This window comes from Peptostreptococcus russellii, assembly GCF_003012055.1.
Lineage (GTDB): Bacteria > Bacillota > Clostridia > Peptostreptococcales > Peptostreptococcaceae > Peptostreptococcus > Peptostreptococcus russellii.
In genome coordinates this window covers 66,030-91,676 of sequence record NZ_JYGE01000006.1, presented here as the reverse complement: position 1 = coordinate 91,676, position 25,647 = coordinate 66,030, and the positions used below count along the sequence as shown (strand labels likewise).

The window sequence follows — 25,647 nt, the reverse complement described above, 5'->3', positions numbered from 1 at the left end:
TATGGAGGTAATTTATGTTAAAAAGTATCACATTAAACCTAGAAGTAATCGAATCAATGCTTTACTACTGGAGTAGTATGGCAGACAGAGAAAAAGTAGCAGAAAGCTTCTTTGTAGACATAGCGAACATGGATGCTATGAAGTTGGTTCAAAGCCCAGAGTTTGACGAAGAATCTATAAGAAAAGTTCTAAGTGCAATACAAAATAGAGAACTTTTATCAAACGCAACAAAGCCAGAAAAAAGATTCTGGAGCAAGAATATGTGGATAGCAGATGACTCATCACTAGCAAGCAAGATGGCTCAACCTATCAAAGTAATGAATGTTGATGATTTAGTAGCAAGACTAAATGAAAAATACCCTGACATCAAGCAGGAAAAAATAATCGTTCATATAGCACCACTTCACTTAGATCCATACTACATAGTAGATGGTCAGTTGGTTATGAACTTCTTTAAAATCTACTTTGACCAAGAAGACAATGTAATGTTTGAAGATATTCCTATCAAGGAATATATCTTTGAAAGACTTTGTGAATTGGTGGAAAAATAAAAAATAAAAGCCCTGTCAAGCTTGACCGGGCTTTTTCTATTGCTTATTTTAAAATTTTCTTTCTATCCTTACCTTTTTACTAGCTTTTGTATAATATATTAAATAGTATTATTTGATATATTATACAAAATTTATTTTTTTCTGATATAATAATTTTATATGTTAATTTATTAAGATTTTAATCATTCAAATTGTGAATAACAATTAAACACACTTTTAACTCATACTTTAGTAATATAAATTTATTCTTTATAATGCTAAATAAAAGTTAGCATGTAGTTTATGATTAATAGTTAAAATCTATTAATTATAGTATTTGATAATTAAATCATAAAACATAGTTATTCTCATTAATTAAAAGTTTTTTGAAATTTATATAATATAAACAGGAGGTTTTTATGTTAGATAAAAATATTGAAACTGGTGTTGTAACTTATCAGTACACAGGTGTTGATCTTTATAATTCTGATGAAATTTTCGATTCTCAAAAGTATAATCCACTTTCTTTTAAAAAAGAATTGCGTATTTTTATTTTGCTATCTTTTTTAACTTTATTAGCTGATTTTAGAATATTCATTGAATCATTTATTATTTTTGGTATAATCTTTTTTCTTTATACCTATTTAAAATTTTTTAATTCAAGAAAATTAAAATTGAATTTAAAAAATGTAGATTATATAAGTGATTTTGATAAAAATATTTCATATAATTTATATAGATTTGTATTAACAAATGATCTATACATTTTAAATAGTATATCTTTTTTAAGTGTTTTTTTATTATTTAAAACGATTCTTTTTTATAATAAAAATGTTCAGAGATTCTAACTTTGAATATTTAAAATCTCAGGATGTTCTATATTCTCCAATTTTTCACTTTAATAAAGATAATACTACTAACGAACTATTTCTATATATTGATTCTCAAGGTTCCAAATTTCATTATTTTTTCAATGATATAGGAATGCAATTAGGTGCATTACTTAACTTAAAGTATATTGATGTTGGTTATATAAAAAATATGTATTGTTACAGATTTTCTTTAAAATAAATATTTTTTCAAAAAATGAAAACCGTCTAATAAAATCTTACATTAACTTATAAAAACTATTAAAATTCATTAAATATCGGCCTTAAAGATAATAATTTATCTAAAGACCGATATTTTTTTATGTTATATTTAAACTCTTGATATCTTAACCTCAAAGTACCACACCTTAAATCAGATTATTATTAATTTCTTATTGAGTATTGATGGTCTTTTAACCACTAACTACAAAAATCTTGAAATAATACGAATCAATTGAACTGGCAGTTGATTTAGATCTGATATATCAAGGCAATGTTCCTGACCATATATATCGCTTATCGTTTCCTTGTCTTGACCAATAGCTGCTGCCAAAAAAGTGATTCCCTTACGTTTATATTGACCTATAGTTTCTTTCATATCATCTACAGCGAGTTTTCCTGTATAATCTGGCATTGCTTTTGGCTGCCCATCGCTTATACTTATCAAAAGTTTATTTGACTGAGGCATCTTTATCAATTTTTCAGAAAGTATGTGTAGTGCCATCCCATCTCTATTATTGCTAAGGGCCTGAATTGTCATCAGTGAGTACTTATCATTTAGATCTGCCTCTTGACAATCAATGTATGAATAGATTGACATCCTTTCTCTAGGTGAACGATCTGCTGTATCTCCATATATAAGCACTGGAATGTTACAGGCCTTACAGAATTCATATACAGATATAGCTGCCTTTTTGGCCGCATCAAGACGCCCAAATGCCTTCATAGATGCAGACTGATCAATCCTTAGAGCAACTACAAGTGAAGGATCTTCATTGGGTTGCCTTTTTTGTGAAAAATATCTATAGTCTTGTGATGATACTTTTTCTGCCTGAAACTTTGTCCCATACAAACGGTTCTTTCCAAAGTCAACAGATACTTCATGCTCCAAAAGTGGCTCTGTTTTTCTCTGAAGCTCTTTGATCACAGGCATCAGCTCGGACACTATTTTATTATATTCACTACAGTGATCCATTGTGGCTTCTGGTCTATGAACTATTAAGGCAATGTCTTCATGAGAGGTAGACTTTACTGACTCTCTAGCTTCTTTATTTAGTTGCTTGCGAAATTCCTTTTTTCTCTCTTTTATTTCCGCATTTTTTTCATAATCTTTAAGTTCATGGTAGATAGCCTTGCCATCTTGATCTTTTGTATCTGATTCTTCGGACTTTGTTGATGATTCTGATGTAAAAGAAGCTTCTCCCTCACTATCAGAGGATTTCTTCAAGGCAACTGCAGCCTTATCACTTTCTTTCAGTGAAAAATCATCCGCATCACTATCATCTCCCTCTGTATGAATTTCCATTACTTGTCCATTTGTATTTCCTAAGGGTGAAAATTTTCTCTCTAACTCTTTTAATAATCCTTTTTCTGATAGTGTCTTTTCTAAAATTTTAACTTCTTCTTCATCCGTACTTATCTTATAGATAACCTTGTGATAAAGGGCTTCCACTGCTTGTGAACCCTGCAATACTGCATCTATCCAATAAAAATAAGAACGCATACCTGCTACACCCTTGATTGCATTTGCCTTAGCCGTTTTATCTAATTCTATTATTGTCTTTGCAAAAGTCTCCAATAAATCCTCATCACTACAGTTTGTTTTTATTGAAGCTCTTTTCATCATTACGTCTATTTCTGGCAAATCCATTTTCTCACTATGTTGAACTCTATCACGTAAGGCCTCATTTAATGGTCGACAACCATTATATCCTCTATTCGTTGTAATCACTACAAGAAAATCCGGATGTCTCTTTACGATACGTGTAGGCAAGTTGATACTGCCATCTGGCTCAAGAGCAGAGTTGAGTGCCATTAAAACTGCGGCATCACGTATTGCTGTTGGCTCTTGTATCTCAAGTAACCAACCATTTTCATAGGCTCTTACTATTTCTGATGGATAGTATTTATACTCAACGACCTTAGAGTCGCTATCTTCATCAGATAGCATTGGAAGTATCGATCCCAAAATATCTGACTTGTCCATATCTGCAAAGCAAGTCACCTTGCTATAGGGCAATCCAAAATCTGCTGAAAGAGCCTTTGCTAGCTGAGTCTTTCCAGAACCTGCATCTCCTTCCAATAAAATATTGCTTATTTTCATTTCTCCACGTGTCCAATTTCTCTTCACCTCTTGGCAAATACGAAATTCTGCACTACTTTCTACATGGCTTTTTGGTTTTTTCCATATAAGTTTATTTTCTTCTTCTGTTAGCTCCCTATCTGGAGACAGAAGATAATTATTTTCCATTTTTATATCACTCCATTTCTTCAATTATGCGGTATAAGGTGCGCATTCTTTCACCTGTTAACTCTCCAAGATTGCTGATAGCCTGAGAAAACTCTTTAATATCTTTATTGATATCTGGATTTTCACTACAAACACTCACTGGCATCACTCCACCCTGAACTCCCACTCTTTCAATCACTGGATTCTCTGGGTCATAAAGTAGAGGCAGCCTATAGGCATCCTTAAAATGAAGAAGTCCTCGACTGACAAATATCATCAAATCCATAATCTGATGAATTGGCAGTTCAATATCAATCTCTTCTGAACCATCTTCATTTTTTTTCCAAATTTGAACAGCAATCTCCATGCTTTCATTCTCTTTTCTAGTGGGTTTTCCCATAGTTAAACGCTTTATATTTGAATGATAGGCATTTCTTCCATCAATAAGATCATAACCCTTTGACTCTATTACAACATCTTTTACAATATCTTTATTTTTTTCCATTATTTTTTAATTTCCTCGCTTTCTTATCCTCTTCAAAGCACTCTTCAATCAGTTTTTTTAACTCTTTTGTATGATCATCACTGGGATCTTTGTATTTCAACACCTTGAGTACAGAAAGCTCAAAACTTTCCTCACCATACTCATTCCAAATTCCTTGAAGAATTTTATTTGGATGCCCTCCCATTGATAACTGGAAGCGACTACTATTGATATCCGCCTTGGTGTCATTTGAAATTCCCAAAAAAGACTCACCTGTTTCCTTACATCTAAATGATATAACACCCTTTTCTGGATGACGATTTTTCCACTCTTGTAATAACTCTTTTTTTCTATTAATATCCATTAATCTCACCTCACATTCTATTATAAGATTTTGAAGAATATAAACAATCCACGCTCCGTAGACTTGGGCAAAATCTATTAAATACTTCTGATTTTTGAGAATAAAAAAGATGTTGAGCAATTACTCAACATCTTTAACCAATTTATATTATTTTTGATAATCTGTCTTCATAGAATATTTTCTATAAAAACTACCTACTCTTGATATCATTTTTAACAATTGATATAGCACAATCAAGTCGACCTTTTTATCTAGTTCAAAATAAAAACTATCTATCATATAAATAAAACCTTATTCTTATACTATATTTTTTATCATAGATTTCGGAATTTATTTAGATATAGAGTCTCTTTTCCTATATATTAGCTCAATAATTCCATTATCTGTCTCTGTCTTTGTTAGGCTCAGATCTATTTTTTCCTTACCATTTCCAAATAGGGATATTCCCTCACCCAAAATAGTAGGAATAATAGATATTCTATACTCATCTATCAAGTTGCTTGCCACTAGATCTTGAACGACACTCGCTCCTCCACATATCCAAACATCCTTACCTTCTTCTTTTCTGATTTTTCTAATTAAATCAGAAGGAAATTCACCAACAAATATTATATCATCTGAATCTGATTTAATATCTCTATGAGTGATAACATAACTGGTCATACCCTGATATACCCACTCATCTGGAGATAGCTCCGTAACTATCTGATTGTATGTTTTATATCCCATCACAACAGTATCTACTGTCTCCACAAACTTCTCATATGAATCAGATCCTTCTGCGTTTGGGTCTTCACCTGCCAACCAATCGACATTGCCACTATTATCTGCTATATAACCATCTAAACTCATTGCTATAAACAACACTACTTTTCTCATGACTTATTTACCTCTTAATGATTTATTTTAAATACAAATTTCTTAATTCATTTTCTACACTCTTTGATACTGACTTTTCACCACCGACTATGATTATATTTTTTATTCCGCTATCCTTGATATATTTAGCTGTATCTTTATTTAGTTTATTCGATTGAGTAAGCAAGACTGCTCCATCATTTTGAGTTGCTACTAAACTTGACGATAAAGCATCTGGGTAATCTTCGCCATTTACCAACACTATTGTTTTTATATCTTTATTTAAATAAGTTTTGTATCCTTTGGCGACTTCTACTGCTGTTTCATATCTATTTTGTCCATAGATTCTATTTTTATCGGTTTTTATAAAATCATCATTTATATACTCAGCTATATTGTATTTTGCTGAAACAGAATTATGTCCACCAATATTCATATAGTGATTAGCCCCTTCATCTATATTCATTCCTACATACAGCTCTTCAGGATTTACTATGTATTTAAAATATTTGCTTGCCAATTCAGATGTTAGCGGTATGGAAGAAAGTAGATCAGGGAATTTATTGTCATTTATAGCAATTGCATTTGAGAAAACACCTCTAATTAGATCATCTGGAAAAAAAGTATTAATTATTGCCATATCTACTTGTTCGCTTAAAGTACTTTTATAGTAAGCCCCATTTTCTAGGGCTTCGTATCTTTCATAAAATCTTTGAAGCTTCATTCCTTTAGATTTCAATGTATTGTCCACGCTTCTATCTAGCACTTTGTAATCACCTACCACATAGACTCTACTGACATTTAATCTTTGCATTTCATTTAATATATCCGTTCTAACTCCATGCTTAGGGTTTACAAAATAAGGAACCTTCAAGGCAGATGCCATATGGCTTGCATATAGAGCAGTTTTAAAATCACTTCCACTACTTATTACTGCTAGGTTACCGTTTGCATGATCCATAAATTTCTTATTGGCATTGACCGCCGTTTCATATCTGTCATATCCAGAAACTCTGCTGATATTGATGCTTTCATTAGCACTTGATATTCCTATGCTAGACATAAATAGCATAACTCCAAGACCTATTGATAATAACTTTTTCATAAATAACTCCCTTCTTAAATAACTTAATAATAACTTAATTTTACAATAACTTTAATTTTATTGTAGCACACTTTAATTACTTTGAATATTCAGAAAAATAATATTTTATAGAAAGCATCTTTATAACTCTACTTTTTATATTACTCAATCCCCATATAAAATTTTATATGGGGATTGCTTTTTTAGCTATACATAACTATTCATAGTTTCTTTTTTAAAAATTGTTATTTTCTATTCTAATATATACTTCTTAGTTCATTTTCTATATTTTTTGATACTGACTTTTCGCCACCGACTATAATTATATTCTCTATACCAGCCTTTTTTATATATTCTCTAGTTGAATAATCTAACCTATTCTTAGGTGTTAACAATACTGGTGCATGATATAAAGCCACCAAAGATGATGCACTTAGTCCATCTGGATAATCCTCTCCACTTACTAGTATTGCCGTATCAACATTAAAGCCATATTGCTCAGCAATTAAAGTTGATGACTCATACCTATTTCTTCCCTTTGTATTTAAATGAAATTCGATCGGCTCTCTTGGATCATCTTTAATTATTTGAAAGTCTCCTATTGAATATAGAATAGATCTGTCAAATTCTGATTCTCTGAGTGGACCATTGTTCAATACAAGATATGAGATAGGCTGTCCAGTGCCATATCCTATATAAGGAGCTGCATATAAAGAGTCATAAAAATTATAACCATCTACATAAACAAAGTTATTACTAGTTACTTCATACTCACCCATAAATAAATCTGTTCTTAACTCATTTATTTTGGCATTTGTCTCTGATCTATTTTGCCCAGAGATTCTTTCAGCTTCTATTCCCGTATAACTTCTTATTTTATTTAGAACATTATTAGATATAGACATCTCGCCACCAAGCAAAAATATTCTACTTGGTTCTAATCTAGAAATCTCATCTAAAACACTCTCTGAAATATAGTCTTTCTTTGTAAGTAAAATTGGAGATCTTGTTTGAGTTGTCAAGCTACCCCCAGACAAAGCATCTGCATATATTTCACCACTTGCAATAACAACATAATCACAATGCTCAAAATTATTCCTGCTTACATTTAAAGCCGTTTCATATCGATCATATCCAGAAACTCTGCTGATATTGATACTTTCATCAGCACTTGATATTCCTATGCTAGACATGAATAACATAACTCCAAGACCTATTGATAATAACTTTTTCATAAATAACTCCCTTCTTTTAATAAACACATATACTAGAATTACTAAAGCTTCTTAATATCATAAAAGCCAAGTAAATCTGACTCACTTGAACTTAACTTTTTATAAGAATTATAAAAGAATTTTTTCAATCAAATTATCTCTTTCTTTTATTAAATTTAAATACACGATTTCTAAATAAGCTCTATTATCAACCTTTATATTTTTCATTTTAATATACTTCCTATCACTTTATCTGAAAGTACACAATATCCTCAATCTTATATTCTTCAAATAATAAAACTATATAACTTAATGTATCTTTAGCATTATGATTAGTTTCAACATATAACCCATTTACCTTTTTCGGACTCCTAAGCTTCTCTTTCTTATAAGAGATAAATTTTTTAAATCTAGGATTATTTTTTAAAGATACAAACAAATCACTATCAAGATTATATAAATATTTGCAAGTAGTCATTAGCATTTCTTTCCACGATCTAACTAAAAAGCTTTCCTCATCTATTATTATTTTTTTTGGTGTATATCCTGTTACTAAAATATTTTCCTTAATAGAATATTCCTCTTCAGGTAAAAGCCTTTCATCTGATATAGTGCTATATTTATCCTTTGGAATATTCCATATTTTCTTTATTATTTTAAATAATTTATCTGCCCTGTCTAATATTTCTTTATCTGTCCATTTTTCATACTTATTAATATCCCTTGTTATCTTTATATTAGATTCATTATAATACTTCTTTTTTTCATCAAAACTTTTATTTGATATTTCTGAGTTATAATTGGTAAGAGTTAAATTTCCTATTGTGTTTTTATATAACATATGTACCTCATGGGCCTTTTTCCCCAACTCTATATTCCATTCATTTGTCAAAGTTTGCGGGAGTATATGCTCAACTGATAAACTTTCTAAATTAACAACCTCTTTATGAATTCCTTTTTCTAAAACATGTAATAATATCTTTGCTAATCGGTTTGATTTACTATATAGATCATTATTTAAAAAGTTTTTCTTAAATTCTTCATCTCTTGGAAAAATTCCTGTTCCCGACCTACTCATAAGATAGTCAATCACTGAGTCAACATATCCCATCCCATTTTCTATTTTTTTATCAATTTCACTTGGCATTTTAGAAAATATTTTATTTAAGGAATTACTAGGCATGTTACATATGCTTCTTCTATACATATAAGAAGTCATTATCCTTAAAATATCTAAAAACTCATCTTTTTTTATTAATTTATTAAAATAATAGTCATTAAATAGTTTTAGTAAATATGGATAAGATACGGTATTCTTTATTATATTTATATAATTCAGTATATTATTAACCTCAACATCTTCTGTACTACTGTTAATTATATTTCCATAATATGAAGAATATTTTAATAGCTCTTCTAATATTCTTTCTGGACTATACTTATTTTCAAAAAAATATACCTTAAATGCATCATAAACTTTATTTTTATTAGGAACAATTCCTTGTTTCATTGTTATAAAATCCCTAATAAACTCTGAAATTATTTTATTTGGTAAAATTGACTCTATTTTTCTCCAATAATTATTATATAAACTGCTTTGTTTAGTATAATCCAATCCCATTAGAATAAAATTTCTTATTAAATCAGATTCTGTAAGTGATAATCCCGTAGAATTTAAACTTTCAAAAATTATCTGAGGATCCTCACTTAAATCTAATGCTATATATACTACATCAATATTACCTAAAGCTTCATAAATACTTTTAATATCAAATTTAGATTTTTCTATAAATATTTTACAAGCATTATAATTACTATAAATTATGGAGTTTGTTTTATTATCATTCATTAGTTCTTTATATGCTTCTCTATCTTTATCCACTGGCATAAGTTTGTATTCAGTATCATCTCTGCCATATGGATTTATTAAATAAGTATCTCTTATTTCCATCCAATTAATATCCTTTGAATCTAACTCTTTGGATATATCCATAATAGCCTTTAAAAGTATTAATGTACTCGTAATTCTTTGTTGACCATCTATAATTACTCTCTCTTTCATCAATCCCGGTAATTCATTTTGAACATAAACAACCGTTCCTAAAAAATGTCTCTTTTTAAAATCCGAGTTTATAATTCTTTCAATATCCAAAAAATACTTTTCAAGCTGCTCTTTTCCCCATTCATATTTTCTCTGATAAACAGGTACTTTAAATACTGTTTTTGTATCTTCTAATAATCCTAGTAACTTTATAGGACTTGCTTGCATTTATAATACCCCCCTTAAATAAAATATCGTTAAAAGACAAATATATTTTTATCATATATCGCCTTAAAGCTCATTGATTCTGTTCCTTTCTATCACTATAGCTTTTTCTCTATCTAAAAAAGTTCCATATATATATAGCTTACTACTTCCTTTTTTCTTAAGAACACTTACTCTTTGTTTTTTATTTTTAACACATTTAAAATCTATACATTTAGAAAATTCATTTTTATATATTATAGCTATTTCTGTTCCATTTAGAGATTTATAACTTCCTATTAGTCCAAAAATTAAATTCTCTTTGTCTATAAGTTCTTCTATCTCTTTTAAGTTTTCTTCTGTAAAAGTAAAGTTCCAAAGATTATCTCCCTTATTATTAGTTACATATTTCATATATACCGTATATTCCTGTTGTGAATTATCTGTATCTAACTTGTATATACTTCTACCTTCATCTTTATTCATAAGAGCTGGTTTATTCCCATTATCCAATACTTTAGATAAAAATGCTCCATAATAATGATCTGACTTATTAAGTTTATTGCACATATTGTTCTCCTTTTTAATTATTTTTTTATATATTATCAACTCTTACGACTCTTAATTTATATATATATCATAAAAAAAGACACTTAAAGTGTCTTTTTTTAATTAATCTAACTCCGTTTTTCCTTTAAACCCATAACTAAGATCATCGTTATCCCAGCTAAATAAATTAAAATTCACTTCAATATCCTTATTTATTTTTGGAATCTCATAACCATGCTCATCTGATATACTAATATATGCATCCGCCATTTTTTTTGCCTGTATATTTGTACTTGAAACTACGTTAGAAGCATCTACCATCTTTCCATCTACTGATAATGACTCTACTTGTAATGCTATGTCTTCTTCTAGTTTATTTTCTACCTCAAACATTAAATCAACAGCATTAAAAACATATTTTCCTTCAGGAGCTTTACCTATCGATTTTAATACTATTTTTACCTTATCATCTTCATATACTGGCTTATCATATTCTTTCTTATCTAAACTATTAGTCTTTTTTTTACTAGCTTCTTCTGAAGAAATTTTCTCACTATTGGAGTCTACCTTTCCATTTCCAGAAGAACAACCCGTCATTATTAAAACAGAAACTAAAATCAAACTAAAAATTTTTATTTTACTCAAAGCAAAATCCTCCTTCTTTTAATATATAAGTATTTTTATAATAACAACTTTAAAATATTATTTTTTTTAATAAGACATATCATAACTTCAGCCTCTTATTTTTACCTCCTTATAGAAAATCTAACTATTCTACTCTATCCTCTTAAAGTTATTATTTTAGATACTCTTATTTCATAAACTTTTAAAATCTTTTTAAAAATTTACCTTTTCTTAATTTATATTCTAACATAGTTTATTATCAGAATATAGGCAAAATAATAATTCTATTCTATAATCCCTCCGCACAAAAATACAGCACGATGAGTCTCCCCACCGTGCTGTAGTAATTCTAAGCAATCTTGTTCCTACACAATATCTTATTAATCCCATAGTTAACAAGCGAAATAATCATACACAGTATGATCGCCAATATCCAATATGGATATATCAGCTCTCCTGCCATGTATTTTGAGTGTAGAGAAAACTCCAATAAAAGTCCTGCTACAATGGTATTTATCAATGGTAAAAATATTATAAAGTTGCTTCTTTTTATTTCTCTTAAAAGTACAAGTATAAAAACTATTAATAGTCCTATAGTTAAAAATGTCAATATTTTGATATTGCTAGGAGTTAGATACTTAAATGTATACTCCGCTTTTTTAAATATAAGATGGTGATTTACACCGGCTTTTTTATAGGCTAATCTTTCCAAGTATCTCATTGAAATTATTATTAATAGATTTATTATGCTTATTAGTATTGTTATAAATTTTGCTGTTTTTCTGTTTTTCATCTATATTCCTACTTTTTAGGTTCTCCTATTTCTGATGGGTAATTTGCATTTGACCAATCTATCCAACCTGATGAGTACAGTGAAGTGTTTTCCATTCCCATAACTCTTGAATACCAATATATTTCTGCGGCTCTCCATCCACTACCACACATAAATGCCAAGTGATTTGAAGTGTTTATATTATCTTCTTCCCACATATTTTTGATTTCATTTTCATTTCTCATTGTTTTATTTATATTTCTATAATAGCTCATTGAACTAGAGTTTTTCACTCCTGCATGTCCAAATACTGCTCCTGGAATTCTACCTTTCTTCTTGTGGTATGAATATCCTGTAGTTTCTCCTATATATTCTCCCCAAGTTCTATTATCTACTAGTGTAAAGTCCTTTTTCTTTTCATCGCTTGTCATGATTTCTTTAATTTCAGCTAGTGAGTTTATTACTTCTGGTCTAGCTGGAATTTTTTCACCGAATTCTTTTACAGGAGTTGGTTTATTTTCTCCTTTTTCAAGTTCATATCCTAAAGATTTCCACTGAACAAGTCCACCGTTCATCACTCTTACATCTTTTACTCCTAAGTAATAGCATATTGTTGCAAATCTTGATGCAGCCATAGGTTCTGGGCTTGTACAAATTACAGCATCATCAGCCGTAATACCTGAGTCTAGTATAAGCTTTTCTAATGTTTTATCATCTGCTAGGCTCCAAGAAGTGTTTCCATCTTTGTCTGTTTTAGGTGGTTCAAAAGAGTCTGTATTTATATGAACTGCACTTGGAACGTGTCCTTCTGTGTATCCTGATTCTTTTGCATCTCCCCAGCTAATATCGAAAATCTTAATATTTTTAGCTTTTGTAAATCCTTCTGGAGTATTTCCTTTTACGATTTCATTTACAACTGTTGGTGCAACTAATAGTTCATAGTTTTTGTATGATTCCAACTCTTTGTCACTATCATTTATCCATTCTTTTGCATTATATGTTTTTACATTTTTGATGCCTTTTTCTATCAGATAACTCGCAACTTTATTTGCATCCTTGCCATTAATATCATATACGATTACATTTTTATCTGCTGTCAAACCTTTTTGTTCTAGAGTAAGATTTAATACTTCTTCTCTTGTTCTACCTTCAAGGTTGTTCTTTTCGTCATATTCACTTGTCAGCCAATCTGCAGAAAAGTCCGAGCTAGCTGGTAAGTGTCCTCCACGCTTTGCTCCTTCAACTGCCCATCCATTATAAGCATCGTTTATTCTACTATCTAGAACAATGTCTTTCCCATCTTTGCTCTTTAGGGCATCTTCCACTTCCTGAGTGCTTGCTACTTTTACATCAACATTTTTACTCTCATCAGATGCTTTCTTTTCTTCGCCGCATCCAGATAATATTGCCAAAACAGCGCACATACTAAGTGCAAGACCTAGCTTTTTCTTGATATTCATTTACTGCTTCCTCCTATTCATTTTACATTAATTATAGTATAAGAAAGACTTAATAAAATCCAGCTTTTTATAATTTAAATCTATAACTTACATTCTATTTAATAGCTAATATCTATAGCTCATCACTCTTTTAAAAAATAGGTATTTACCCTTCTAAATACCTATTCAATATATATACTTTTTATATACTTTTATTAAAAACTATCCCTTCTGTCGTAACTTTTTAGTCTAAGCTCGTTTTTTACTAAGTTATTTATTAAGTCTTATATCAATAAACACTTCTTACCTATCCCTATATATTCTTATCTATCTCTATCTATATATTTTATTATTTTCCTTCTCCTCTAATTCTTACTGAGCTCTTCATCTATTCCATTATCATTTTACTCTTGTTCTTTTGATACAACATATTACCAAGCTTTATATAGCTTTTATAAACACTCTTTCTTATGAATTTTATTATTTTCCTTATTCTTTACTAGTTTCTTACTAATCTGGACACTTATTCTATTTTAATATTTACTATTTACTATTGTTTTTTTATATAAAGTCTTACTAAGCTCTATATATATTTATTATTGACCCCTGTTATATAATAGAATTAAGATTACTTTTATTTAAGGAGGATTTATGATTTTTGTATTTGACATAGATGATACTCTATATGATCTTGAGGATCCCTTCAAGCTGGCTTTTTTCCATATGTTTGGGCATACACCTTCTAATATACATGATATATTTTTAGACTTTAGACTCTACAACAACAAAATCTATGAAAAAGCTCTTCTTGGGGAGATTACTATGGAGGAAATGTGTATATACAGAGCACAAAATGCCTTTAAGGATCATGGTATTATAATAGATGAAAGCAAGGCCCTTGAGTTTCAACTACTTTATCTAAGGGATAAGAAATATATAAAGCTAAATGAACATGTAGAAAACTCACTTAAACTTTTAAAGAACTATCAAATTCCTATGGGGATTATTTCAAATGGACCCCATAAAGAACAGTTTGAAAAGATTTCATATCTTGGTGTAGAAGAATATATTCCAAGGGAAAATATATTTATTTCTGAAGATGTGGGCTTTCATAAGCCGAGTGTGGAGATTTTTGATTATGCCAGAGAGCATATTTTAGAGAATTTACTCTCAAAGGAGAATAATCAGAATAATATTATCAAGCATAATAAGTATAAAAATGAACAATTTGATAAAAAAATGTATGAAAATACTATTATAAATAATAATGAAAAAAATGCTCTTTTTTTGCCGAAAGATTATAGAAATACATATAAAATTCATATGAAAAACGAGTTAAATAACACTGAAAACGTCAAACAAAATCATTTAAATACAAATAAAATCATTAAAAATAAAAAAGTTATTCACGATTATGACTTTTTTTATATAGGTGATTCATATTCAAATGATATCTACGGAGCCAACAATGCAGGATATAAAAGTATTTGGATAAACCATAGAAAATACAGTAATCTCAATATAGATTCTAGGCCTGATTTTGAAATTAATAGCTTCAAAAATCTCTTTGATCTGCTAGTTTATCTGCTTACTAAATAGCTTTTTTCTTATGTATTTCTCTTGTCTTTTTATTTTTTGTATGTTAATACCACAATTTTTACAAACTTCAAACAAACTTTACCTATATTCATATTAGGTTCTCTAATAATTCATAAATAATTCACCTAAATGATATAAAATGATTTTAGCATATCGTAGTAAAAATATTTTTTAGGAGAATTAACTATGGAAAAGAAATCACAAGGACTTGAGAAAAACCTTGGATTCTTCTCAGCACTTACACTAGTTGTAGGTCTTGTTATAGGATCGGGTGTTTTCTTCAAGCCACACGCAATTTACACAATTACAGGTGGAGCACCTGGAATCGGACTTTTAATATGGCTTTTGGGAGGTATTTTATCTATACTAGGAGCACTTACTACGGCAGAAGTATCAGCTGCTATACCAAAGACTGGTGGTATGGTAGAATGGGTAAGAGCCGGATTTGGTGATACATTAGCATTTTTAGTTGGATGGTGTCAGACACTTGTACTATTCCCAGCTACTATAGCTGCTCTAGCCGTAATATTTGCTCAGACAGCAATTATACTTTTAGGTTGGGGACCAGAAACTGCTATCCCTTTGGCAATCGCTACCATCATATTCCTTGCAATAATGAATTCAATTTCAGTAAGACTAGGAAATGCTGTACAGGTTGTAGCTGGTGTGGTAAAGCTTATACCACTAGCAATCATAGTAGTTGTAGGATTAATACATGGTCCATCAGTTGGTAATGGAGTTCAAAATCTTGGACCTTTCGTTGCACCAGATGCAAATATAGCTTCAGTACTTGCTGGTGGTATATTGGCAACACTATTTGCTTATCAGGGCTGGATAGATGGTGGAGCTATTGCAGGAGAAATGAAAAATCCTGGAAAAGATTTACCTAAGGCTTTAATAGGTGGACTTTTAGTTATCATACTTACTTATATAGCAATCAACGTAGCTTATCTATTCGTTGTTCCTGCAGATGTAATGATGAAGTCTGAAGCCCCTGCTACTGAAGTAGCAAACCTTTTGTTCGGAAAAATGGGCGGTACTTTCATTACTATTGGTATCTTGGTATCTGTATTTGGATGTTGTGGAGCAAACTTATTCTCTGCTTCAAGACAGCCATACGCACTAGCTCAGACAAATGCACTACCATTTTCAAACCTTTGGGGATCAACTACTAAAAACGGAACTCCTGCTGCATCTACAATACTTATCACAGTGATATCTTGCGTATTTGCACTATCAGGAAAGTTTGACTTCCTAACAAACATAGCTGTTGCAACTATATGGATTTTCTATATACTTACATTCGCATCTGTTATGGTTCTTAGAAAGAAGGCACCAGATATGCATAGACCATATAAGGTTCCTTTCTACCCAGTAATACCTCTACTTGCTATAGCTGGTGGACTATTTGTTGTTATCAATCAGATGATTACAAATCCTGATCAGGCATTTATAGGAATTGGTGTTACAGCACTTGGTCTTCCTATCTATTGGTTTAGAAGAGGAAAGATGAACAAGGGCGGAGGAGAAACTATACAGTTAGACTCAATGGACCCTGCAACAAACATTGAATAATAAAATTTACTGATAAATTAAATAGAGAGCTAGATATATAGCTCTCCTAAATACCCAAAGAGGTGTTGTAGCCAGATAGCTGGCTTTACAACACCTCTTTAAGTTTGTAAATTATTTATATGAGTTTTTCGATATGTACGTTATTTATTTAAATCTATTACCATATTATCTATCAGCCTTGTCTTTCCTATATAAACAGCCATAGATATCAATGTTTTATTTTGTATTACCTTTAATCTTTGAAATGTCTCAAAATCCAATATTTCTATATAATCTATCTTAGCCAAGGCTTCACTTTCTATCATCTCTATCATGCTCGCCTGTACTCTTATAGCGTCTCTTTCTCCTGATTCAATCATCTGCTTAGCCTTTAAAATACTCTTTCTTAAAATGCTAGCTGACTCCCTTTCATTTGAATCTAGATAGCTATTTCTAGAACTTTTTGCTAGTCCATCATCTTCCCTTACAATCGGACATCCCACTATATCTATGTCAAAATTCATATCTTCTACCATTCTTTTGACTATGGCCAACTGCTGTATATCTTTTTCTCCAAAATATGCCCTTTGAGGGGATATAATATTAAATATCTTTGTAAGTACAGTACAGACACCTCTAAAGTGGGTTGGTCTTGTAATTCCGCACATTATATTTGTCATATTCTCTCCAGGTAGCACAAATGTAGAGAAATTTTCAGGATACATCTCTTCTTCCCTTGGATGGAAAATATAGTCTACACCTAATTCTTCACATATTTTAGCATCTCTATCTAAATCTCTTGGATAGTTTTCCAAATCTTCATCAGGAGCAAACTGTGTTGGATTTACAAATATACTCACTGCTACTAAATCATTTTCTTTCTTAGCTTTTTTTATAAGACTTTTATGCCCTTCATGAAGATATCCCATTGTAGGAACCAAGCCTAATTCTTTTGAACTCTTAAATATATCTTTTGATATGTCTCTCATTTCATCAATTGTTTTTATAATTTTCATAGTTACTAGGGTAAAACCCTTCTCCCTTCTATTTCTTAGTAAGAAAGATTTCCATAGTGGTCCCTTTACCTATTTCACTCTTTACATCTATTTTGCCGCCTAGCCTCTTCACTATATGCTTAACTATTGCAAGCCCTAAACCTGTAGAGTTTGAATTATTTTTATTTCTAGCCTTATCAACCATATAAAACCTTTCAAATATTCTAGGCACATCCTCTTCTTTTATACCTATCCCTGTATCTGATACAGAAATTTTTATATCATTAGCTCTATCTTCTATCTCCAATCTTACCCTTCCACCGTCTATATTATAATTGATGGCATTTGTCATAAGATTGTAGAAAATCTCTTCAAGCATTGATTCAACTGACTTGATTAAAATTTTGTTCTTTGGATAAAACTCTATCTCAACATTTTTTTCTATGGCCATAGAGTCTACCATAGCTATCACAGACTCTGCTATGCTGTTGACATCGACTTCCACTTTATCCAATCCAATCTCTTCTAGATCTTCTTCATCTAGCTTTGATAGCTTAATAATATCGTCTATCATCTCTAGAAGCTTTCTACCTTGAATCAATATTGTTTTGGCAAATCCTTTTACATCATCTTCATTGGCCATACCTTCAGCAATTATCTCTGCATAGCCATTGATACTAGTTAAAGGTGTTTTTAGTTCATGAGATATATTTGCTGAAAACTCTCTTCTATACTTTTCTTCTATATACTTTTGAGTATTATCTATAATAAATATTATCTTTCCACTCATGCTCCCATCTGAATCATTTAACTCAGACACTAGTAAATTTAAATACTTTTCATTTTTACTCAAAAATACAGTTTTACTTTTATTTGATTCAATCGCCTCAATAAAGGCTTTTTCCCTAACCAAAGATATTATATTCATACCAATATGGTCTATATCAGGCGAGTCCAAAAGATTGATAGCCGATTTGTTTACTGCTACTATATTGTCCTTTTCATCAAGCATTATCAGACCTTCATTCATATTATCAAGTATCTTATTTGTAATTTTAACTCTATCTTTCAAGTCTTTAACATAATGTTTTGATCATCTTCTACACAAAATATCAATTTAACTCCTCATCCTTTTTGGGTTCTTTAAAGATTCAACGTAGTCACCTGTCACCGAAAATATTACCCATTCACAAATATTTTCTGCGTGATCTCCTACTCTTTCTAGGTACTTTGCCACTTGTAATAAATCTATCCATTCCTCTGCTGAAGCAGGATCTTTTGATGCCGAAGATATAGCTTTTTTTCTAAAATTCATATACAGTTTATCTATTGTATCATCCATTTTCTTGGCATTTTTTGCCAATTCAACATCTGACGCTACAAAAGAATCGATGGCATCTTTGAGCATTACCTTTATAATATCAAAGAATTTATGAAGCTCATCTAGCTCATTTGTTAGTTTATTTTCTCCTAGAGATATAGAAATCTCTGATATATCCTGAGCGTGATCTCCTATTCTCTCTAAGTCAGTCACTATTTTTAGACAAGCAGATATATTCCTCAAATCAGTCGCTACTGGCTGCTGAGTAAGGATTAGATTCAAGCAATCTTTTTCTATTTCCCTCTCCATTTGATTTACTAGTCTGTCTTTATATATAGTTCCACTAGCAAGGTCTAGGTCTCTTCCCTCAAGTGCTATCAAAGAGTTTTTTATTTGATCTTCTACCAATGAACCCATCTCTATTAATTTATTAAATAATTGTTGTAATTCTTCATCATAAGTTTTTCTAAGCATATATTTTCTCCTAACCGAATCTTCCTGTTATATAATTTTCTGTCTGTATATTTGATGGTGTAGTAAATAATTTATGAGTTTCATCATATTCTATTATCTCACCATTCAAGAAAAATGCAGTTTTATCTGAGATTCTAAGAGCCTGTTGCATATTGTGGGTAACCATTACTATTGTATAATTGTCTTTCAATGATGTACAAAGCTCTTCTATCTTTCCAGTAGATATTGGATCTAGAGCTGAAGTTGGCTCATCCATCAAAAGAACCTCTGGATTTACAGATAGTGCTCTTGCTATACAAAGTCTCTGCTGCTGACCTCCTGATAAGCTCAGGGCAGATTTATTTATTTTATCCTTTAAATCATCCCATACTGCTGCTCTTTTTAGTGTTGACTCGACAATTTCATCTAGTTGAGACTTGTTCTTTATTCCATGAGTCTTGGGACCATAGACTATATTGTCGTATATGCTCATTGCAAATGGATTTGGCTGCTGAAACACCATACCTACTCTTTTTCTTAGATTATTGACGTCCACGTCACTTCCATATATATCCATCCCATCTAGTCTGATGTCACCTTCTATCTTACAACCTCTAACTAAATCGTTCATTCTATTTAAGCTCTTCAAAAGGGTTGACTTACCACATCCAGATGGTCCTATAAATGCCGTTATTTCCTTTTCTTCTATCTCTAAATTTACATTTTTAAGAGCCTGAAAATCTCCGTAAAATAAATTCATATCTTTTATATTAAATTTCATTCTGTTCTCCCAATCCTATTGCTTCTATATTATTAAGGCCTTTATTTAAATAATTCTTATATAATATAAATTATTTTAGCCCAGTTTTTGCTATAATTTCTAATAATTACTTCATATAGCTCTTTCCTGCAATTTTTTTGCCTATAAAACTACTGATAGCATTTAAAATTAGTACCATAAGTAGTATTACAACAGCAGTTGCAAATGCTTGATCTATAAATCTGCCTTCTCCAGACAACATATACATATGAACGGACAATGTTCTTCCTGAGTTTGACAGTGAAGTCGGAAGCTTTGTAGATGTACCTAATGTATAGATAAGTGCAGCTGATTCACCAATTATTCTACCTGTTGATAATACAACCCCTGAAATAATTCCAGGAAGTGCAGCGGGAAGAACAACTCTAAACACAGTCCTCAACCTACCAGCTCCTAATGCTAATGATCCCCATCTGTAGTCATTTCTTACGTTGAGAAGCGCCTCTTCTGAAGAACGTATTATTACTGGTAGCACCATAATCGATACTGTCAAAACTCCTGATATTACACTGTTTTTCAAGTCTAGATAGTAGACGAAAAACAACATACCGAACAGTCCGTATACAATAGATGGTATAGCTGAAAGTGTATCAGTCGCCAATCTTATTATCCTGATAAAAACATTTTGTGAATCAAGATATTCTACCATAAATATGGCTGTAAATACTCCTATTGGAACTGATATCAATAAGCCCAATACCACTATGTACAAAGTAGTAATGATAGACGGTAACATTGAAACATTTGTCGTGTTATATTTCCACTCAAATAATTGAGGTGTCAAATTCGGCAATCCATTTATCAGGATATATGCCACTATAAAAAACAAAGTTCCAAATGTAATAAATGTAGCTATCTTTGTTAGTATTTTTCTATAATTTCTTATAGATTTAACTTTATTCTTAAAACCGCCATCTAATTCATTTTTTTGATCTCTATTTAAATCAAGTTGTGAATATTCTACAGATGGTGAATTTGCCATCATGTAGTTATTACTTGAATTATTATCCATTTTTATATTGTCTGATTTTTTAAAAGCTTCTACAGGTAAAGCAGTCGCTAGTTTAATCTCATTGAAATCTTTTTTTCCTAGCAATTTGTATCCCTCCTCTTTAACATCATGAATATGGAATTTATCACTAAGATAAATACAAATAGCACTACTGCAGTTGCTATTAGCGATTCTCTATGCATACCTTCTGCATAAGACATCTCCATCGCAATGTTAGTTGTCAATGTTCTTCCACCGTCAAATATTGAATCTGGTATTCTTGTCTGATTACCAGCTACTCTAAGAACTGCCATTGTCTCACCAATTGCCCTGCCCATAGCAAGAATAATTGATGCCATAATACCGTTTTTAGCTGCTGGTACTACAGTTCTAAATACACTTTCTTCATCATTTGCTCCTAAAGCTATACTTCCCTCATAATAAGATTTGGGAACCGCTCTAATACTTGCTTCAGAAAGTGTTATTACTGTTGGAAGAATCATTATTGCAAGAAGAATAGAAGCTGTTAAGATACTCAGTCCATCTCCACTAATATTTCTTATCAATGGTGTAATTACATTTAATGCAAAGAAACCATATACTATAGAGGGTATCCCAGCCATCAATTGGACAGCTGGAGATAACACCTTATATAGTCTATCAGGGCAAAATTTCGCCATATATATGGCTGTCAAAACTCCTATTGGAACTCCTATTATCATTGCTCCCACTGTTACATACAGTGATCCTAATATCATAGGAAGTAATCCAAAGGAAGCTGGTGTATTACCAGGCAACCACTCAGTTCCCGTTAGAAACTTTATCAATCCATAATCTTTAATAAACGGAACTCCACCTTTAAATATAAAGACTGAGATCACGACTATTGAAAGAACACTTACCAATGAAGCTATTATAAATACATACTTCATTATTTTTTCAAAACTCTTCATTTGTTCCATTCCCCTCATATAAATATTACTTTACTTTACTTTAATAATCTTTTTATTTTTCTTCTAACTTAGTCCAATCATTTATATTTCCCATATAAAGTTCTGCAAGATTTTCCATAGTTATATTTTCCAACTTATTTTCCTTATTAACTATAACTGTTATTCCGTCTATTGCTATAGCTTGACTTTCTAGTTTTTCTGAATCTTTTAGATTTCTAGAACTCATAGCTATATCTGCTGCTCCGTTTTTAGCATCTGTAATACCTGCACTTGAACCATTAGATTGTATATTTATATTTAAATCAGGGTTTTTCGTTTCATATGCCTCTACCAACTTTTCCATTAAAGGAGTTATACTTGTAGATCCTGAAATTAAAAGATCTCCCTTTGGTTTTTTAGATGTAAACTTAGCTTTTGCATCTACTGAAACATATCCGTTGTTTTTAACAATTTCTTGTCCTTCATTTGAAAGTACAAAGTCCATAAAATCTTGACTCTTGTCATTTAATTTATCTTTGTATGCTAGTAAAAAAGGTCTTGAAAGCTTATACTGTCCATTTTTTACATTCTCTTCATCAGCTTTTGCTCCATTTATATTTAAAGCTTTTACAGAATCATTTAAAGAACCAAGTGATATATAACCAATAGCATCTTTATCCGTAGATACTGTAGACATTACTGTTTCTGTCGAGTTTTGAATAATCGCATCCTTAGAAGTTCTATCGTTTTTTTCATCTCCATTTTTTTCTAATACTTTAGTTATTTCAGAAAAAGCTTCTCTAGTACCTGAACCATCTTCTCTTGATACAAGGTGAATTCCACCCGAACTCTTAGCACTTTCATCAGAGCCACCCCCCGTAAATAATAATGATCCAGCAATTGCTGTCAAACATAATACACCCGCTATACCTCTTTTAATTTTCATTTATTGCCTCCTGTTATAAATAATAATTGCTTAATAGTTTTTATTTTTACTTGCTTGCCATTTGACGTTGCCAATCCTCAAGCTTACAATCATATTTTATCAGTGAAACATTATGAAAATATTATGGATATGTAAAGAACTTGTAAAATTCAAAATTTATTTTTTGTAAAAATATGTTTTATTTTCATTATTTTATCTGTTTTTTATTTTGTTTTATAAAGACTCATTAATTTTTATTTAAGTATTTTAAATTGTTTTTTATTTTTAAATTTATATAAAAATATCTACATTAAACACAATTTACTCTATTAAGTAAAATTCGCTTTATAAATTTTTTATTATTTCAGGATCTATTTTAAAGCAGTGTTTTTCTTCTGGGAAACTACCATCAGAAACTGCCTCTATATATGATTTAATACCTTCTCTCATTACATCTCCAGTATTGGCAAATTTTCTCACAAATTTAGGTGTAAAATCATCGTATAAGCCCAACATATCTTGATTTACTAGAACTTGCCCATCACATCCTGGCCCAGCTCCTATACCTATAGTTGGAATATCTAGCATATCGGTGATTTTACTTGCCAATTCACTTGGAACACACTCAAGTACAACAGCAAATGCCCCTGCCTTTTGAACTGCTAAGGCATCTTTTATAAGTTTTTTAGCTGAGTCCATATTCTTGCCTTGAACTTTAAATCCACCAAAAGCATTTACAGCCTGTGGAGTTAATCCTATATGAGCACATACTGGTATTTTTGCTTCTACTATTTTTTCTATAACATCACATATTTCTTTTCCACCTTCAAGCTTTACACAGTTTGCCCTTCCTTCACTCATAAATCTGCCTGCATTTATCACAGCATCTCTAATGCCTGTGTTGTAAGACATAAATGGCATATCTCCAACTATAAGAGCATTTTTGGCACCCTTAGCTACGGCCTTTGTGTGATGTATCATATCATCCATAGTTACGCTTAGAGTATCTTCATAGCCAAGCATTACCATACCCAAAGAATCTCCCACTAGAATGGAATTTATACCACACTCATCAACTATTTTTGCAGTAGAATAGTCATATGCAGTAAGCATAGTCAATTTTTCACCATTTTTTTTAGCTTCCTTAAAAGTCATTACAGTATTTTTCATATCAATATCTGACGCAAATGCGTCTCTCCCTTCTTTTTTATATAGCTTACCCAATAAAATTTATATAGCTTACTCCAATCAAAGCTTATATTTTTAAGTAAAAACTGAATCTATTCAATTAATCTCCTAAAATTACTCGGAAATTTAAACTGAATAAATAAAGCTCATCAAGGATCTTAAACACATACTTCAAAGCAATATTTTTATATAATATTAAAAATAAGCAAAGTAAAAGCTTTTCCTAAACTCTTATAAATATATATTCCAGATTCTTATAGCCAAACAAGAATCTCTAAATATAGGATTTCATCAATCCTTTTTTAATAGATCTTCTATGTCAGAATAATTCCTATCTGGATGTTTTTTTCGAGCAACTTCTAATAAATCTAAGCTTAGTAATCTATAAGTTTTTTCAATTCTTACTAGACTATCTTTATCCAATCCTTTGCAATCTTTGTCATCTGATAAAGAGCTTAAATGATTCTTTATAGTCTCTATATCACATCTTTCTAGCGGTCCGGTCAAAGCATCTTCTAGACCAACTTCAAACATTCTATTTATATTGCCAATGCTCAAAGAACTTAGTGCCATTAAAGATTCTTCTTCTGAAAAACCATATTTTGCTAGTAACTTGACTGAAATATTTCCCATAGCTATCATCAAATTACTCATAAATACCGATGCCAAGTGATAGCTTCTTTTATCAGTAGAAGTCATTAATTTATATGGATTACCCTTATATTGAAGAAAACTTTTCATAATGTCTACAGCCTGAGTATCACCTTCAAGAGTAAAGTATGAATCTTTTAAATCCTTATAGGAATTTTCCTTGCTATTAATTGCTTTTAATGGATGCATTGAACAGGCAAAACTGCCTTTGGAAGATATATCGAAGAAAATTTCTGATGAAAGCGAGCCACTACAATGGCACACTATCTTATTTTGAATATTGAAATTTGACAATTCACCCCAGACATCTGCTATTGCATCGTCTGAAGTAGTAATTATTAAGATATTACATTTTTCTATCAATTTTTCTAGATTATTAAACTGGGCTGAGTTTGTTATCTTAGCAGCATAGTTTGAACTTTCTATACTCCTGCTATAGTACCCGCATAGTCTCGCATTGGGACAATCCTCAAATAGGTATCGTCCAAGAGATACACCGACCTTCCCAGCTCCTATAAAACCGATATTGTACATAGTTATCACCTCCAAACCTTATAGAGTGTAACACTAATAATTCTATGAGACTTTTGCTTTTGCTTTTAACACAGCTAAAAATCTCTATATATAATAATTCAAAATGTGTAGTTTCTTCGAGAATACTACCATAACTAGAATTTAACACAGATTTTTTTCAAAATCAATACAAAAAAATAATAATAAGGTTAAACTATTTATAT

Annotated in this window: 24 protein-coding genes; 4 read left to right on the top strand and 20 right to left on the bottom strand. The window is 30.8% G+C overall.

Going from position 1 to position 25,647, the window contains the following annotated elements:
* Positions 1-14: 14 nt before the first annotated feature.
* Positions 15-551, top strand: a complete 537-nt coding sequence (locus tag UF10_RS07220; protein ID WP_106777125.1) for a TDE2712 family protein — start codon at positions 15-17, stop codon at positions 549-551.
* 398 nt (positions 552-949) lie between these two features.
* On the top strand, positions 950-1,378 hold the full coding sequence (locus UF10_RS07215) for a hypothetical protein (protein WP_106777123.1): 429 nt from the start codon (positions 950-952) through the stop codon (positions 1,376-1,378).
* A gap of 445 nt (positions 1,379-1,823) precedes the next feature.
* Here UF10_RS07215 and UF10_RS07210 read toward each other — a convergent pair whose 3' ends face one another.
* The 11 genes from UF10_RS07210 to UF10_RS07160 form a co-directional block, all read right to left on the bottom strand.
* On the bottom strand, positions 1,824-3,869 hold the full coding sequence (locus tag UF10_RS07210) for an AAA family ATPase (RefSeq protein WP_106777121.1): 2,046 nt from the start codon (positions 3,867-3,869) through the stop codon (positions 1,824-1,826).
* 7 nt (positions 3,870-3,876) lie between these two features.
* Positions 3,877-4,353: a DUF6530 family protein gene (locus UF10_RS07205; protein WP_106777119.1), complete on the bottom strand. Its 477-nt coding sequence runs from the start codon at positions 4,351-4,353 to the stop codon at positions 3,877-3,879.
* On the bottom strand, positions 4,340-4,696 hold the full coding sequence (locus UF10_RS07200) for a GIY-YIG nuclease family protein (protein ID WP_106777118.1): 357 nt from the start codon (positions 4,694-4,696) through the stop codon (positions 4,340-4,342). Before UF10_RS07200 ends, UF10_RS07205 begins: the two co-directional genes overlap by 14 nt.
* Positions 4,697-5,026: 330 nt before the next feature.
* On the bottom strand, positions 5,027-5,575 hold the full coding sequence (locus UF10_RS07195; protein WP_106777117.1) for a dihydrofolate reductase family protein: 549 nt from the start codon (positions 5,573-5,575) through the stop codon (positions 5,027-5,029).
* 22 nt (positions 5,576-5,597) lie between these two features.
* Positions 5,598-6,659: a cell wall-binding repeat-containing protein gene (locus UF10_RS07190; protein WP_106777115.1), complete on the bottom strand. Its 1,062-nt coding sequence runs from the start codon at positions 6,657-6,659 to the stop codon at positions 5,598-5,600.
* A gap of 236 nt (positions 6,660-6,895) precedes the next feature.
* Entirely contained in the window at positions 6,896-7,873 is a 978-nt protein-coding gene (locus UF10_RS07185) for a cell wall-binding repeat-containing protein (protein WP_106777114.1), read from the bottom strand.
* A gap of 223 nt (positions 7,874-8,096) precedes the next feature.
* Positions 8,097-10,121 carry a DUF262 domain-containing protein gene (locus UF10_RS07180; protein ID WP_106777113.1) on the bottom strand — a complete coding sequence of 675 codons (2,025 nt, stop codon included), beginning with the start codon at positions 10,119-10,121 and terminating at the stop codon, positions 8,097-8,099.
* Positions 10,122-10,184: 63 nt separating this feature from the next.
* The gene (locus UF10_RS07175) at positions 10,185-10,667 is read right to left on the bottom strand and encodes a hypothetical protein (protein ID WP_106777111.1); all 483 of its coding nucleotides are present in this window, start codon (positions 10,665-10,667) and stop codon (positions 10,185-10,187) included.
* A gap of 102 nt (positions 10,668-10,769) precedes the next feature.
* On the bottom strand, positions 10,770-11,291 hold the full coding sequence (locus UF10_RS07170) for a hypothetical protein (RefSeq protein ID WP_106777109.1): 522 nt from the start codon (positions 11,289-11,291) through the stop codon (positions 10,770-10,772).
* Between the two features lie 328 nt (positions 11,292-11,619).
* Positions 11,620-12,063, bottom strand: a complete 444-nt coding sequence (locus UF10_RS07165) for a hypothetical protein (protein WP_106777107.1) — start codon at positions 12,061-12,063, stop codon at positions 11,620-11,622.
* Between the two features lie 8 nt (positions 12,064-12,071).
* Positions 12,072-13,502: a rhodanese-like domain-containing protein gene (locus UF10_RS07160; RefSeq protein WP_106777105.1), complete on the bottom strand. Its 1,431-nt coding sequence runs from the start codon at positions 13,500-13,502 to the stop codon at positions 12,072-12,074.
* Positions 13,503-14,132: 630 nt separating this feature from the next.
* Here UF10_RS07160 and UF10_RS07155 point away from each other — a divergent pair.
* Positions 14,133-15,080, top strand: a complete 948-nt coding sequence (locus UF10_RS07155) for an HAD family hydrolase (RefSeq protein WP_106777103.1) — start codon at positions 14,133-14,135, stop codon at positions 15,078-15,080.
* Between the two features lie 186 nt (positions 15,081-15,266).
* Positions 15,267-16,655 carry an APC family permease gene (locus tag UF10_RS07150; protein WP_106777101.1) on the top strand — a complete coding sequence of 463 codons (1,389 nt, stop codon included), beginning with the start codon at positions 15,267-15,269 and terminating at the stop codon, positions 16,653-16,655.
* A gap of 140 nt (positions 16,656-16,795) precedes the next feature.
* Here UF10_RS07150 and panC read toward each other — a convergent pair whose 3' ends face one another.
* The 9 genes from panC to UF10_RS07105 form a co-directional block, all read right to left on the bottom strand.
* Complete coding sequence (panC, locus tag UF10_RS07145; RefSeq protein WP_106777099.1) at positions 16,796-17,650, bottom strand: pantoate--beta-alanine ligase; 855 nt, start codon at positions 17,648-17,650, stop codon at positions 16,796-16,798.
* Between the two features lie 28 nt (positions 17,651-17,678).
* Positions 17,679-18,701 (bottom strand): sensor histidine kinase, encoded by a 1,023-nt coding sequence (locus UF10_RS07140; protein WP_106777097.1) that lies wholly within the window; start codon positions 18,699-18,701, stop codon positions 17,679-17,681.
* A 45-nt stretch (positions 18,702-18,746) separates the two neighbouring features.
* On the bottom strand, positions 18,747-19,424 hold the full coding sequence (phoU, locus tag UF10_RS07135) for a phosphate signaling complex protein PhoU (protein ID WP_106777096.1): 678 nt from the start codon (positions 19,422-19,424) through the stop codon (positions 18,747-18,749).
* A 10-nt stretch (positions 19,425-19,434) separates the two neighbouring features.
* A complete protein-coding gene (pstB, locus tag UF10_RS07130) occupies positions 19,435-20,184 on the bottom strand; it encodes a phosphate ABC transporter ATP-binding protein PstB (RefSeq protein ID WP_106777094.1) in 750 nt (249 codons plus the stop codon).
* A 106-nt stretch (positions 20,185-20,290) separates the two neighbouring features.
* Positions 20,291-21,319 (bottom strand): phosphate ABC transporter permease PstA, encoded by a 1,029-nt coding sequence (pstA, locus tag UF10_RS07125; RefSeq protein WP_242969074.1) that lies wholly within the window; start codon positions 21,317-21,319, stop codon positions 20,291-20,293.
* Complete coding sequence (gene pstC / locus UF10_RS07120; RefSeq protein WP_330403940.1) at positions 21,313-22,167, bottom strand: phosphate ABC transporter permease subunit PstC; 855 nt, start codon at positions 22,165-22,167, stop codon at positions 21,313-21,315. Before pstC ends, pstA begins: the two co-directional genes overlap by 7 nt.
* 52 nt (positions 22,168-22,219) lie before the next feature.
* Complete coding sequence (locus UF10_RS07115; RefSeq protein ID WP_106777091.1) at positions 22,220-23,092, bottom strand: substrate-binding domain-containing protein; 873 nt, start codon at positions 23,090-23,092, stop codon at positions 22,220-22,222.
* 324 nt (positions 23,093-23,416) lie between these two features.
* Positions 23,417-24,241 carry a 3-methyl-2-oxobutanoate hydroxymethyltransferase gene (gene panB / locus UF10_RS07110; RefSeq protein ID WP_106777256.1) on the bottom strand — a complete coding sequence of 275 codons (825 nt, stop codon included), beginning with the start codon at positions 24,239-24,241 and terminating at the stop codon, positions 23,417-23,419.
* Positions 24,242-24,550: 309 nt separating this feature from the next.
* Positions 24,551-25,444: a Rossmann-like and DUF2520 domain-containing protein gene (locus UF10_RS07105; RefSeq protein WP_106777090.1), complete on the bottom strand. Its 894-nt coding sequence runs from the start codon at positions 25,442-25,444 to the stop codon at positions 24,551-24,553.
* Positions 25,445-25,647: the final 203 nt, after the last annotated feature.

Excerpts from the sequence above, each read along its gene's own strand:
- UF10_RS07175 (WP_106777111.1), bottom strand. The coding sequence starts at position 10,667 with ATGTGCAATAAACTTAATAAGTCAGATCATTATTATGGAGCATTTTTA.
- UF10_RS07185 (WP_106777114.1), bottom strand. The coding sequence starts at position 7,873 with ATGAAAAAGTTATTATCAATAGGTCTTGGAGTTATGTTATTCATGTCT.
- UF10_RS07115 (WP_106777091.1), bottom strand. The coding sequence starts at position 23,092 with ATGAAAATTAAAAGAGGTATAGCGGGTGTATTATGTTTGACAGCAATT.
- UF10_RS07195 (WP_106777117.1), bottom strand. The coding sequence starts at position 5,575 with ATGAGAAAAGTAGTGTTGTTTATAGCAATGAGTTTAGATGGTTATATA.
- UF10_RS07160 (WP_106777105.1), bottom strand. The coding sequence starts at position 13,502 with ATGAATATCAAGAAAAAGCTAGGTCTTGCACTTAGTATGTGCGCTGTT.
- pstC (WP_330403940.1), bottom strand. The coding sequence starts at position 22,167 with ATGAAGAGTTTTGAAAAAATAATGAAGTATGTATTTATAATAGCTTCA.
- UF10_RS07205 (WP_106777119.1), bottom strand. The coding sequence starts at position 4,353 with ATGGAAAAAAATAAAGATATTGTAAAAGATGTTGTAATAGAGTCAAAG.
- UF10_RS07155 (WP_106777103.1), top strand. The coding sequence starts at position 14,133 with ATGATTTTTGTATTTGACATAGATGATACTCTATATGATCTTGAGGAT.
- panB (WP_106777256.1), bottom strand. The coding sequence starts at position 24,241 with ATGAAAAATACTGTAATGACTTTTAAGGAAGCTAAAAAAAATGGTGAA.
- UF10_RS07200 (WP_106777118.1), bottom strand. The coding sequence starts at position 4,696 with ATGGATATTAATAGAAAAAAAGAGTTATTACAAGAGTGGAAAAATCGT.
- UF10_RS07165 (WP_106777107.1), bottom strand. The coding sequence starts at position 12,063 with ATGAAAAACAGAAAAACAGCAAAATTTATAACAATACTAATAAGCATA.
- UF10_RS07220 (WP_106777125.1), top strand. The coding sequence starts at position 15 with ATGTTAAAAAGTATCACATTAAACCTAGAAGTAATCGAATCAATGCTT.
- UF10_RS07210 (WP_106777121.1), bottom strand. The coding sequence starts at position 3,869 with ATGGAAAATAATTATCTTCTGTCTCCAGATAGGGAGCTAACAGAAGAA.
- UF10_RS07105 (WP_106777090.1), bottom strand. The coding sequence starts at position 25,444 with ATGTACAATATCGGTTTTATAGGAGCTGGGAAGGTCGGTGTATCTCTT.
- pstB (WP_106777094.1), bottom strand. The coding sequence starts at position 20,184 with ATGAAATTTAATATAAAAGATATGAATTTATTTTACGGAGATTTTCAG.
- phoU (WP_106777096.1), bottom strand. The coding sequence starts at position 19,424 with ATGCTTAGAAAAACTTATGATGAAGAATTACAACAATTATTTAATAAA.
- UF10_RS07180 (WP_106777113.1), bottom strand. The coding sequence starts at position 10,121 with ATGCAAGCAAGTCCTATAAAGTTACTAGGATTATTAGAAGATACAAAA.
- panC (WP_106777099.1), bottom strand. The coding sequence starts at position 17,650 with ATGAAAATTATAAAAACAATTGATGAAATGAGAGACATATCAAAAGAT.
- UF10_RS07190 (WP_106777115.1), bottom strand. The coding sequence starts at position 6,659 with ATGAAAAAGTTATTATCAATAGGTCTTGGAGTTATGCTATTTATGTCT.
- UF10_RS07150 (WP_106777101.1), top strand. The coding sequence starts at position 15,267 with ATGGAAAAGAAATCACAAGGACTTGAGAAAAACCTTGGATTCTTCTCA.
- UF10_RS07215 (WP_106777123.1), top strand. The coding sequence starts at position 950 with ATGTTAGATAAAAATATTGAAACTGGTGTTGTAACTTATCAGTACACA.